The sequence below is a fragment of the Agrobacterium salinitolerans genome, assembly GCF_027498475.1.
GTDB lineage: Bacteria > Pseudomonadota > Alphaproteobacteria > Rhizobiales > Rhizobiaceae > Agrobacterium > Agrobacterium salinitolerans.
The window spans coordinates 224,165-236,522 of record NZ_JAPZLN010000001.1; the positions used below are offsets into that span (position 1 = coordinate 224,165).

The window sequence follows — 12,358 nt, forward strand, 5'->3', positions numbered from 1 at the left end:
GGCCTCACCCCGCCTTCTTCTGCTGGTTCTGGAAGATGGCGATGGGCACCACCAGCAAGATGAGAAGCAGCACGGCGACGGCGGATGCCAAGGGCCAGTCGCGGTTGCCGAAGAATTCCGTCCACAACGTCTTGCCGATCATCAGCGTCTGGGCGCCGCCAAGCAGATCGGGGATGACGAATTCCCCTGTTATCGGAATGAAGCAGATCATCGATCCGGCCACGACGCCCGGCAGCGACAGCGGGAAGGTAATCTTCCAGAAAGCTTTCCATGGCGGGCAACCGAGATCGGCCGCCGCTTCCAGCAGTGTATTGTCGAGCTTTTCCAGCGCCGAATAGAGCGGCAGCACCATGAAGGGCAGATAGGAATAAACGATGCCGATGAAGATCGCCGTCTCGGTGCGGAAGATGTTGACCTGCTGGTCCGGCCCCAGAAACCCGAGCCACTGAAACAGCACCGTCAGTAGACCTTCGGGCTTCAGAATACCGATCCAGGCGTAAACGCGGATCAGGAACGAGGTCCAGAACGGCAGGATAACCAGCATTACCAGCGTCGGGCGGACGGATGATGGCGAACGCGCCATGGCAAGCGCCATGGGATAACCGATCAGCAACAACAGGAAGGTGGAGATGAGTGCGATGCGCAACGACGAAAGATAAGCGTCGATATAGAGCGGGTCTTCCGTCAGAAACAGGTAGTTTTCGAAATCCAACTGCGAGAAAAACGCGCCGAGCTTCGAAAACCCTTCGAAGACCGGCGTATAGGGCGGCATGGAGATTGCCGTATCCGACAGCGATATTTTGAAAATGATGAAAAAGGGCGCTGCGAAAAACAGCAGCAGCCAGACATAGGGAACCGCGACGACCAGCCAGCGCCAGAGGCTTTGCCGGTTTTCAGGAGTGGTGATCGCCATCGAAACCTCCCTCAGCGCGTCAGGACGAGGCCGGAATCCGGCTTCCAGTTCAGCCACACCATATCGCCAAAGGTGATCGGGCGATCCACGAGACGCGAGACATTCGCCTGCGCGGCGCGGATGACGCGGCCATCGGCAAGCTTGACGATGAAGACGGAGAAGTCCCCGAGATAACCGATATCCCAGACCTCGCCATAGGCGGAATTGATGCTGCTATCGGCGGGCTGGTCGAGCGAGATGCGGACTTTTTCGGGGCGGATGGCGAAAGCCACCTGGCTGCCGATCGCGGCAGCACATTCCTGCTCCACCGCCACCTTCAGCCCTTCGCAATCCAGCGTCACCGGGCCGGGCTTGCCGATATCGGAGGCATTGGCGACGACATTGGCGTCAAAAATATTGATATCGCCGATGAAATCCGCCACATAGCGGCTATTCGGCGCTTCATAAATCTCGGCTGGTGTCGCCACCTGCACGACATTGCCCTTGTCCATGACCGCGATGCGGTCCGAGACCGTCATCGCTTCTTCCTGATCGTGGGTGACGATGAGGAAGGTAAGGCCGAGATTGGTCTGGATATCCATCAGTTCGAATTGCGTTTCCTCGCGCAGCTTCTTGTCGAGCGCACCGAGCGGTTCATCCAGCAGAAGCACCTTGGGCCGCTTGGCAAGCGAGCGGGCAAGCGCCACACGCTGGCGCTGGCCACCGGACAGCTGGCTTGGCTTGCGTTTGGCAAATTCACTGAGTTTGACGAGCCGCAGCATTTCCTCGACGCGGGCGGAAATGTCCGCCTTGGGCAGGCCGTCCTGCTCCAGACCGAAAGCGACGTTCTTTTCCACCGACATATGCGGGAAAAGCGCGTAGGACTGGAACATCATGTTGGTGGGCCGCTTATAGGGCGGAACGCCGGAAATATCCTTGCCCTGCAGCAGGATGCGGCCCTCGGTCGGTTCCTCGAAACCGGCCAGCATGCGCATCAGCGTGGTCTTGCCGCAGCCGGAGGGGCCGAGCAGCGAGAAGAACTCGCGTTCATAGATATCCAGCGTCAGATTGTTGACGGCGACGAAATCGCCAAAACGTTTGGTGACGTTTTCAAAGCGGATGAAGGGCACCGCATCGGGATTGTCCCAAGGGCTAAATTTGCGTTTGACCGGTCCAAGTGTCTTTGCCATGCCCGCCCCGTTTCACCCAAGAACCCATCGACAACCTATACGACCAGGAGGCCGTATCGATGCCATTCCACTGTCTTCATTCCTGTTCCCCGGAACAAACCCGAGGATGTCACAGGGAACCAGCCAACCCAAGTCCTTGGGCTGAAAAGACTTCATCTGACCTGACAGACGTCAGGTCGCTGGCAACTGTGGCAAGCACAGGAATGGGGGTGGATAGAATCCACCCCATCCCAAATCTGCTTAGCTACCGGTCTTTATCTGCGTCCAGACGCGGTTCAGGACACGCTGTTCCTTCGGTCCATAGGGCGAGATGGTGAAGAGCTTCTTCAGCGTCTCGGCATCGGGATAGACCGCCGGGTTCTTGACGACGGACTCATCCATCACCGCCTGCGCCGCCAGATTGCCATTCGCATACTGAACATAGTTGGAGGCCTTGGCGATGACTTCTGGCCGCATCAGATAGTTGATGAAGGCGTGGGCTTCCTCGACATTCTTGGCATCCGCCGGGATGGCAAGGTTGTCGAACCACATGTAGGTGCCTTCCTTCGGAATGACGTAGTTCACCTCGACGCCGTTCTTGGCTTCCTCGGCGCGGCTCTTCGCCTGCAGGATATCGCCCGACCAGCCGATGGTGATGCAGCTGTCGCCGTTCGCCAGTTCATCGATATAGGCGGAGGAATTGAAGGTCTTCACATAGGGGCGGATCTTCATGTAGACGTCGCCGCCCGCCTCGAGATCGGCGGTTTCCTTGCTATCCGGATTCTTGCCGAGATAGTTCATGGCGATGGCGAAGGTCTCGTCCGACGCATCGAGAATATTGATGCCGCAGGATTTCAGCTTTTCGGCATTTTCCGGCTTGAAGAGAATATCCCAGCTGTCGACCGGAACATCGCCGAGGGCCGCCTTCACCTTGGCGACATTATAGCCGATGCCGGTGGTGCCCCACATGTAGTTCACGGCATATTCGTTGCCGGGGTCGTATTTGGCCAGACGCTCGGAAACCTCGGGCCACATGTTCTTCAGATTCGGCAACTTGGACTTGTCGAGTTTCTGGAACACGCCGGCATTGATCTGGCGGGCGAGGAAGGGGCCGGTGGGCACCACGACATCATAACCGGAGCTGCCGGCCAGAAGCTTGGTTTCCACAAGCTCGTTGCTGTCGAAAACGTCATAGACGACCTTGATACCGGTTTCCTTGGTGAAATCGGTAAGGATCGATTCGTCGATATAATCCGACCAGTTATAGACGTGGACGACCTTCTCCTGGGCCATTGCCGAGCCTGCTGCAACGAGCGCGGTGGTGAGAGCCAAGGTCAGACGGAGAGAGCGGTTTTTCATGATGTCTCCTGTTAACGCATCCTCACGGTGGAAGCGTGATCCCCTTTTTTTGGAGAGACTAGAAAGGAAAACAAAAGGGAGCAAGCGGGAAATGTGCAGCACAGCATTTTCAACCAAATGTGTTCCGGCTGCAAAAATGCGAATGGAAACACCTACTGGAAGTCGAAAACACTAAGACCGGTGACCATTTCATCGAGCCCCAGCGGCCGCGTCAGCGGCGCTTCCGCCCGCGACAGACAGCCCTGCCTTTCGCACAGCCGGCACGAAGGCCCGACGGCGACGGGCGCAGCACCCGAGGCGGCCGGGCCATAGACGGTGTCTCCGGCCTGGGCGAGATCGCAGCCGAGAAGCACGGCCGTTCGCCGCACCCTTTCGCCGAAACCCGCCTGCGGGCCTTCCAGCGTGCGCGACACAGTGAGGAACGCGTCGCCATCCGGCATCTCAACTGCTTCCACCAGCACCTGTCCCGGCTGTGCGAAGGCGGCATGGATGTTGAGCCGCGGACAGAGGCCGCCAAAACGCGCCCGTGGAAAACCGCTGGCCCCTGCAAGGCGGAAACGGTTGCCGGCATTGTCGATTTCCATCAGGAAAAACGGGATCGCCGCTGCTGACGGCCGTTGCAGGCTGACAAGACGGTTTGCCGCCTGTTCGAAAGAAACGTTGAAGCGCGACCGCAAAACCTCGAGATCGCATTTCGCCCGCTGGGCGGCGTTCAGGAACGCGCCATAGGGCATCATCAACGCATGGGCGGCGTAACGCGCCAGTTCGAAGCGGGCGATGCGCCTTGCCTCTTCCCCTTTCAGGCTCAGCGCCTCCAGTTCCCTGCCGATTTCTTCGCGAAGCGCCAGAAGACAGGTCTCCATGGCCATTTCCCTCAGCTGATCCGGCTGGGACAGGCGTTCGGATAAAAACAGCCGCATCGAATGGCGGTCATAACGCCGCCTGAGGTTCGGCATGGCATGAACCGGCAGAGTGCGGACCACGATGCCATGGTTTTTCTGAAGCCATGCCCTCAGCCCCGAAGCCAGATCGTCGCCCGCCGACAGGTGTTTGTGGAGTTCTTCGGCCGCCGCATCGATGGTGTGGAAATAGGCCGGCCGGTTTTCAAAGACATGCCGTACCTCGTCGATCGGCAGACGGGTGGAGGAAAGCGCCGTCTCATGCCCTTCCCGCGCCAGAAGATCGGAGAGATCGGAAAGGCGCTGCGCCTGTTCCCGGTAGGCCCGGTAAAGCTTGAGGACGCCGCTTGCCGCATTGGGCGCGGCATCGGCAACCTCGATCAGTTCCTGCGGCGACGGCACCTCGCCCGCAAGCAGCGGATCGGCAAAGACCTCGCGCAGCTGCCCGGCGGAACCGGCACTCTCTCCCTGCAGGTCATCCAGATCGACCTTGTAGACGGAGGCAAGCTTCAAAAGCAGCTGCACGGTGAGCGGCCGCTGGTTGCGCTCGATGAGGTTGAGATAAGACGGCGAGATCGCCAGCGCCTCGGCCATCGCCGTTTGCGTCAACGCCAGGCCGTTGCGAATGCGGCGCACACGCGGCCCGGCAAAAATCTTGTTTTCCGACACAGCCTCACCTCCCCATCCGCGACTCATACAAGTGTGTTACAAACTCGTGGGGCCAAAGTCTTTTACAAAATTTACAATTTTACAGCTCCACCCTGTCACGCATCCTACAGGATAACCTCTTTCAAGTCACTGTTTTTATGTTTGTTCTGGCGCTCAAATCTCGAAAAATGTAAATGTAGTCACATCGAACGGCGGCGCACGCAATGCACAGTCGCCCGTTCTTGAAACTGTATTTATCTTGGGAGAGAGAAGTATGACTGATTTTTACAAGCTTGTTCCGGGTGCACCGCAGGGACGTTTTGACGGCATCGAGCGTACCTATACCGCCGCCGATGTGGAGAGGCTGCGCGGCTCCGTCGACATCCGCCATTCGCTGGCCGAAATGGGCGCAAACCGGCTGTGGAAGCTGATCAACGAGGAAAATTTCGTCAATGCGCTCGGCGCGCTTTCCGGCAATCAGGCCATGCAGATGGTTCGCGCCGGGCTGAAGGCGATCTACCTCTCGGGCTGGCAGGTTGCAGCGGACGCCAACACGGCATCGGCCATGTATCCCGACCAGTCGCTTTACCCCGCCAATGCGGCACCGGAGCTGGCAAAGCGCATTAACCGCACTTTGCAGCGCGCCGACCAGATCGAGACGGCGGAGGGCAAGGGCCTTTCGGTCGACACCTGGTTTGCGCCGATCGTTGCCGATGCGGAGGCCGGTTTCGGCGGGCCGCTCAATGCTTTCGAGATCATGAAGGCCTTTATCGAAGCGGGTGCGGCGGGTGTTCATTATGAAGACCAGCTGGCATCGGAAAAGAAATGCGGGCATCTCGGCGGCAAGGTGCTGATACCGACGGCGGCACATATCCGCAACCTGACGGCGGCGCGGCTCGCGGCTGATGTCATGGGTGTACCGACGCTGGTAATCGCCCGCACGGATGCGGAGGCCGCCAAGCTTCTGACCTCCGATATCGATGAGCGCGACCGTCCGTTTGTGGATTACGATGCCGGGCGCACGGTCGAGGGCTTTTATCAGGTCAAGAACGGTCTTGAGCCCTGCATCGCCCGCGCCGTTGCTTATGCGCCCTATTGCGACCTGATCTGGTGCGAAACGTCAAAGCCGGATCTCGAACAGGCGCGCCGGTTTGCGGAAGGCGTGCACAAGGTGCATCCCGGCAAGAAGCTCGCTTATAATTGCTCGCCGTCGTTCAACTGGAAAAAGAACCTCGACGACGCGACGATTGCCAAGTTCCAGCGGGAACTCGGCGCGATGGGCTACAAGTTCCAGTTCATCACGCTTGCCGGTTTCCACCAGCTGAATTTCGGCATGTTCGAACTGGCGCGCGGTTACAAGGACCGGCAGATGGCGGCCTATTCGGAGCTTCAGGAAGCGGAATTCGCAGCGGAAGTGAACGGTTACACCGCCACCAAGCACCAGCGCGAAGTCGGCACCGGCTATTTCGACGCCGTATCGCTCGCCATTTCCGGCGGCACGTCGTCCACGACAGCCATGAAGGAATCCACCGAGCACGACCAGTTCCGCCCGGCGGCCGAATAAACAAGCAAAACGGCCCTTCCCGATATCGGGAAGGGCTTGCAAACCGGATCAAAAACCCCTGACAATAATGAGAGGAGAAATGCCATGAATGCCCACAACCCCATCAAGACCCACGTCAAGGAACGCGCCGAGGAGCAATCCTCCGCCATGACGCAGGATCAGCAGGCCGCCATCCGCATGCTGGCCAATGATCTGCACCGCCTCAACCAGGCCGTCATGAAAGCTGTCGAGGCCGGTGTTTCCGTCGAGCTCGTCCGCTCGGCCCGCCACCATGGCGGCGGCGGCAACTGGGGCGATCTGCTGATCCCCGTCATCGTTGCGCAGGGAAGTGCCGCCGCCTGACCGGCAGCCATTCTTTCATGCCGGGCGGCTCTTGCGCCCGGCATAAAGATCGGAATGCCCCTTGATGAGACGGGTCATCCGATCCGCCACGGTCCTGATATCGCGGCGGTGGCGATCGTCATTGTTCATGACGATCCATTGATTGTGGCGGAGTGGTTCGATTTCGCCGCCTTCACGAAGAAGCCGCGCATCCGCATCGCCGACGAAACAGGGAAGCACGGCGACCCCGGCCCCGGCCAGCACCAGATCGAGCAGCGCCACCGGCCGGTTCACCGTCACGGCAATATCGTTGCGGCGGTTCTCATGCGGCCAGCGCAGATAGGTGGAAATGGCGCTCTCTTCCGCCACCGCCAACCAACGGTCGGTTACAGTGGCGGCAGCATTGCGCAGCCTGTAGGGCGCATAGGCCACCTCCCCCGTCTTGATGGCGGCAAGGTTACGCTCCTGCGGCTCAAAGGCGCGGATGCCGATGTCGTTTTCGCGATGCGCCAGAGAGGCCCGCTGTTCGGCAATGAAAAGATCGATGCGGAAATCATCGCGATCCGTGCAGATGGCGGAGAAATTCACTGCCAGCAGCCAGGCATTCCAGGTGCCGACGGCAATACGAACGATGGAAGACGCCAACGACGCCTTCTGCCATCCCTCGATGTCCTTGGCTGCATTCTCCATCGCCTGAAGACGGTCGAGCAGTGCACGGCCATCCCCCGTCAGCGCATATCCCGTCTGGCTGCGCTGAAACAGGGCCTTGCCGATGCGCTCCTCCAGCTCGACCATGCGCCGCCCGACGGTTGCCGGGCTCAAACCCGTCAGCGCGGCAGCACCCGTCAGGCCGCCGCTGCGTGACACATCGAGGAAAAGCTGATAGGAATCCCAGGTGACGTTTTTCATCGGTGAAAAACGTAGCGCATTTTCTTGCGCAGATAAAACAAAAAACGGCGTGCATCATGGCCTTCCGTAACAAGGAGAGCGACATGGACGATCTGCACGCGTTTTATGCAGCACAGATTATCATTGATAATCTAAAACCACGCACGCGGCGGGAAGCCATCCTGCAGGAAGACAAATTCTATACGGACATGGCTGCGGCATCGCGTCTGTCGCGGCTTTTCAGCGCGATTGCGGGAATGGTAAGAGCGAGACGCCGGACTTCAGTGAAAAAGAGCGATCAGGGCAGCCAGAGCACCGGCTGCGATTGCAGTTAGGCGAAAGGTCAGCTGCCTGCTCTCGTTGTCAGTGCGGGCGATGGCAATGGCGCGAGGGCGGCGATGTGCGGATCTGTTCATGCGCGGGTTCCTGACGAAAAACTCAACCGACCCATGCCCTGTTGAGGGCCTCCAGCAGGACATCATGTGCAGCGGGATCATTGAGCGATCCGGCTTTGCTGGCATTTGATCAGGATGACTCCACGCCCCTTAACAAGGTCTTAACGGGCGCGGCGTTACGCGAATTCACCGGCCGCCTGCCCGGACGCCCAGGCCCACTGGAAATTGTAACCGCCGAGCCAGCCGGTGACATCGACACATTCGCCGATGAAGTAGAGGCCGGGCACGGATTTTGCCGCCATGCTGCGGGAATCGAGGCCGGTCGTGTCCACACCACCAAGCGTGACTTCCGCCGTGCGGTAGCCTTCGGACCCGGCGGGTTTGATCTGCCAGTCCTGCACCTCATTCGCCAAACTCGCCAGAGCCTTGTCTGATATATCGGCAAGATTGCCGGTCAGGCCCGATTTTTCGACGACATGCTGGGCCAGCCGTTTCGGCAGGATTTCCGCCAGAGCGGTCTGGGCCGACTGGCGGCCGTTCTTCTGTTTCGCTTCCTTTAGCAAGGCGAGGATATCGCGCGCCGGCTCCAGTTTCAGGCGGATGACATCGCCTTCGCGCCAATAGGAGGAGATTTGCAGGATCGACGGGCCGCTTAAACCACGATGGGTGAACAGCAGCGCTTCGTTGAACGAGGTCTTGCCGTGGAAAATCTCGGCCGGAACCGCGACGCCGGCAAGCGGGCTGAGCTTTTCCAACGAAGCGGGATCGAGCGTCAGAGGTACAAGGCCGGGGCGCGTTTCGATGAGCTTGAGGCCGAATTGTTCGGCGATCTGATAGGCAAAACCGGTCGCGCCCATTTTCGGGATGGACTTGCCGCCCGTCGCGACGACAATGCTTTCGGCCTCGATGACGCCCCCGGATGTCGCAACGCGAAAACGGGCGCCATCATGGGTGACATCAGAGACGGCAGTTTCGAGCCGCAATTTCGCATTCACTGCCTGCATTTCGGCCAACAGCATGCGGATGATGTCCTTGGCGCTGTCGTCGCAGAAGAGCTGTCCGAGCGTCTTTTCGTGCCAGGCGATGCGGTGTTTTTCGACGAGAGCAATGAAATCGCGCGGCGTATAACGGGCGAGTGCCGATTTGGCGAAATGCGGATTGGCGGACAGATAGTTCTTCGGCCCGGCATGGATGTTGGTGAAGTTGCAGCGGCCGCCGCCGGAGATGCGAATCTTTTCGCCCGGCGCTTTCGCATGGTCGAGAACGACGACGGAGCGGCCGCGCTGGCCGGCGCGGATGGCGCACATCATGCCGGCGGCGCCCGCCCCCAAAATCAGCACGTCACATTTCTCTGTCATCATTCCATCCGATCCGTTTCCTTTCCTCTTTTCCAAGTGCCGCCGCTTGTCAATGGCGCTTTCCCCCTCGCCAATTGCCAAACTACGGTTATGATGGCTCCACCAGAAACACAGACCCGGTGATACATGCCCGCCAAAAAAACCATGCTCCGCCCGAAGAAACAGGCAACCATGGCAAAGAAGTCCCCTCCCCTCGATCTTTCCTCCACCCGTGGCGTTTCCTCCTGGCGCGAAGCCGCGCAATGGCTGCGCGCGCGCGGGATCGAAGACATAGAATGCATCACGCCAGACCTTGCCGGGGTTGCGCGCGGCAAGATGATGCCGACGGCGAAATTCACGGGCGACACCTCGCTCGCCCTGCCGTCCGCGCTCTACCGCCACACGATATCAGGCGAATATCCTGATGAGACGGCGAACTTCCGCTACGAGCCACGCGACAGCGACCTGAAACTGGTGCCGGATCTTTCGACGCTGTCCGTCGTGCCTTGGGAAAGCGATCCAACCGCGCAGGTGATCTGCGACGTTGTCGATGCCGAGGGCAATTTCGTGCCCTACACGCCGCGCAACGTTTTGAAGAACGTCTTGTCGCTCTATACCGAAAAGGGCTGGAAACCGGTCGTGGCGCCGGAAATCGAATTCTACCTCGTCGCCATGAATGACGACCCTGACTATCCGCTGCATCCGCCGAAGGGCCGGTCCGGACGCTCCATCGTTGGCGGTCAGAGCTATTCCATCGCCGGCATCAACGAATTCGACGAGCTGATCGACGATATCTACCATTTCTCCGAAAAACAGGGCCTCGAGATCGATACGCTGATCCATGAGGAAGGTCCGGCGCAGCTGGAAATCAACCTGCGCCACGGCGATCCGATCGAGCTTGCCGACCAAGTATTCCTGTTCAAGCGCACCATTCGCGAGGCGGCGCTGAAACACGGCATCTACGCCACCTTCATGGCCAAGCCGATGCAGGGCCAGCCGGGTTCGGCCATGCATATCCACCAATCGGTGGTGGAAATCGACAGCGGCCGCAACATCTTTTCCAATCCTGATGGCAGCCCCTCGAAAGAATTCTTCTCCTTCGTGGGCGGCATGCAGCGTTATGTTCCGAACGCTCTCGTCATGCTGGCGCCCTATGTGAACTCCTATCGCCGCCTGACGCCCGACATGGCCTGCCCGGTCAACAATGCCTGGGGTTACGACAACCGCACCACGGCTTTCCGGGTGCCGATTTCCGGCCCGCAGGCGCGGCGTGTCGAAAACCGACTGCCGAGCTCGGACGCCAACCCCTATCTGGCGCTTGCCGCCTCGCTCGGCTGCGGCTGGCTCGGCATCGTCAACAATATCGAGCCGACCGAACCGACCGCCGATACGGCAAATGAAGGCTCCATCGACCTGCCGCGCGGCCTGCTTGAAGCCGTTGCCCTGCTGGAAGGCGAGGAGCAGTTCGACCGGGTGTTCGGCCATGAATTCGTGGGCCTTTATGCCGGCCTGAAACGCGGGGAATTCGAGACCTTCATGCAGGTCATCAGCCCCTGGGAGCGCGAGTTTCTGCTTCTCAACGTGTGAGGAACCACGAGCATGACATGGCAAAGCCCGATTGCGCCGGGACTATCCTGGTATCAGGCAACCGTCGGCGAGCGGCCTGACTATCCCACCCTCGACGGGTCGAAGCAGGTGGATGTCGCGATCATCGGCGGCGGTTATACCGGCCTTCAGGCCGCCTGTAACCTCGCCGAAAACGGTGTCTCCGTCGCCCTCATCGAAGCGCATCGTTTCGGCGATGGCGCTTCGGGCCGCAATGGCGGGCAGTTCGGCACCGGCCAGCGTTCCTTCCCCGACGAGATGGAAGAAGAGATCGGTTTCGAGCAATCGAAGCTGCTGTTCGACATTGCCGAGGACGCCAAAAACTACCTGCGCGGCTTCGCCGTCAGCCGCGGCATCGACATGGAATATCTTCCCGGGCAGCTCTATGTGGCGCACAAGGCCGCCTACGAGGATGATTATCGCCGCAGCGTCGATGCGATGAACAATCGCTACGGCTATCCGCATGTTTCCTACATGGAACGCGGCGAGGCGCGTAAACGCGTCGGCTCCACCCATTACTTCGGCGGCACGCGCGATACCGGCACCGGCCATATCCACCCGCTGAAGCTGCTGGTGGGGCTGGCTAAGGCGGCGAAAGATGCCGGCGCCGACATTTATGAAATGACGCCGGCGAAATCCATCCGGCAAGTGGGCGGCAAGACCATCATCGAAACCCCTTTCGGTACGATCACCGCGCCACGGGTGTTGATTGCGACCAATGCCTATATCGGCAATCTGGAACCGGTAACAGCCGCCCATATAATGCCGATCCGTTCCTTTATCGGCGCCACCGCGCCGCTGGACGCGTTTCCTGACATCATTCCCGACCGGGAGGCCGTGGCCGACTCCCGTTTCGTGGTGCGCTACTTCCGCAAGACGGCCGACAACCGGTTGCTGTTCGGCGGGCGCGAGGCCTATACGGCCGATGCGCCGCGCGATATTTCAAGCCATATCCGTCGGCAGATCGCTGAAATCTATCCCGAACTGAAGGCCGTCGAAGTCACCCATTCCTGGGGCGGCTCCGTCGGCATCACACTTCCACGGTCGGTCTTCGTGCGCGAGGTCATGCCCGGCGTCACCTCCATCGGCGGATATTCCGGCCACGGGGTGATGCTGTCGAATTATTGTGGCAAGCTTTATGCCGATCTGGTCCTCGGTAAAAAGGACATGCTGGCGCCCTTCGCGCGGCTGAAAGTGCCCGCCTTCCCCGGTGGGGCGTCGCTCCGCGCGCCGCTGCTCTTTCTGGCGTTGTCGTGGTTCGCGTTGCGGGACAGGTTTTGA

General features: G+C 59.8%; 11 protein-coding genes. 5 read left to right on the top strand and 6 right to left on the bottom strand.

From position 1 onward, the window contains the following. Positions 1–4: 4 nt before the first annotated feature. The 4 genes from O9X91_RS01015 to O9X91_RS01030 form a co-directional block, all read right to left on the bottom strand. Positions 5–913, bottom strand: coding sequence for an ABC transporter permease subunit (locus tag O9X91_RS01015; protein WP_077983366.1), 909 nt, complete (start codon positions 911–913; stop codon positions 5–7). Positions 914–924: 11 nt separating this feature from the next. After that, positions 925–2,082, bottom strand: coding sequence for an ABC transporter ATP-binding protein (locus O9X91_RS01020; RefSeq protein ID WP_142912780.1), 1,158 nt, complete (start codon positions 2,080–2,082; stop codon positions 925–927). Between the two features lie 240 nt (positions 2,083–2,322). Next, positions 2,323–3,420, bottom strand: a complete 1,098-nt coding sequence (locus O9X91_RS01025; RefSeq protein ID WP_077983368.1) for a polyamine ABC transporter substrate-binding protein — start codon at positions 3,418–3,420, stop codon at positions 2,323–2,325. A gap of 152 nt (positions 3,421–3,572) precedes the next feature. Continuing rightward, on the bottom strand, positions 3,573–4,988 hold the full coding sequence (locus tag O9X91_RS01030) for a helix-turn-helix domain-containing protein (protein WP_142912779.1): 1,416 nt from the start codon (positions 4,986–4,988) through the stop codon (positions 3,573–3,575). 253 nt (positions 4,989–5,241) lie between these two features. Here O9X91_RS01030 and aceA point away from each other — a divergent pair, with 253 nt between their 5' ends. Beyond that, positions 5,242–6,531: an isocitrate lyase gene (aceA, locus tag O9X91_RS01035; RefSeq protein ID WP_137409788.1), complete on the top strand. Its 1,290-nt coding sequence runs from the start codon at positions 5,242–5,244 to the stop codon at positions 6,529–6,531. 84 nt (positions 6,532–6,615) lie between these two features. Continuing rightward, complete coding sequence (locus O9X91_RS01040) at positions 6,616–6,873, top strand: SMc00767 family acetate metabolism repressor (RefSeq protein WP_003493954.1); 258 nt, start codon at positions 6,616–6,618, stop codon at positions 6,871–6,873. Between the two features lie 15 nt (positions 6,874–6,888). Here the strand turns inward: O9X91_RS01040 and O9X91_RS01045 are convergent, their stop codons facing one another. Continuing rightward, positions 6,889–7,761 (bottom strand): LysR family transcriptional regulator, encoded by an 873-nt coding sequence (locus tag O9X91_RS01045; protein ID WP_269833347.1) that lies wholly within the window; start codon positions 7,759–7,761, stop codon positions 6,889–6,891. 83 nt (positions 7,762–7,844) lie between these two features. Between O9X91_RS01045 and O9X91_RS01050 the strand changes: the two genes are divergently transcribed. Then, positions 7,845–8,075 carry a hypothetical protein gene (locus O9X91_RS01050; protein ID WP_244634897.1) on the top strand — a complete coding sequence of 77 codons (231 nt, stop codon included), beginning with the start codon at positions 7,845–7,847 and terminating at the stop codon, positions 8,073–8,075. Between the two features lie 236 nt (positions 8,076–8,311). Here the strand turns inward: O9X91_RS01050 and O9X91_RS01055 are convergent, their stop codons facing one another. Then, positions 8,312–9,496 (bottom strand): BaiN/RdsA family NAD(P)/FAD-dependent oxidoreductase, encoded by a 1,185-nt coding sequence (locus O9X91_RS01055; RefSeq protein ID WP_269833348.1) that lies wholly within the window; start codon positions 9,494–9,496, stop codon positions 8,312–8,314. Positions 9,497–9,619: 123 nt separating this feature from the next. Here O9X91_RS01055 and O9X91_RS01060 point away from each other — a divergent pair, with 123 nt between their 5' ends. Both O9X91_RS01060 and O9X91_RS01065 read left to right on the top strand, forming a co-directional pair. Further along, positions 9,620–11,059 (top strand): glutamine synthetase family protein, encoded by a 1,440-nt coding sequence (locus tag O9X91_RS01060; protein ID WP_077983374.1) that lies wholly within the window; start codon positions 9,620–9,622, stop codon positions 11,057–11,059. Between the two features lie 12 nt (positions 11,060–11,071). Beyond that, positions 11,072–12,358, top strand: coding sequence for an NAD(P)/FAD-dependent oxidoreductase (locus O9X91_RS01065; RefSeq protein ID WP_269833349.1), 1,287 nt, complete (start codon positions 11,072–11,074; stop codon positions 12,356–12,358).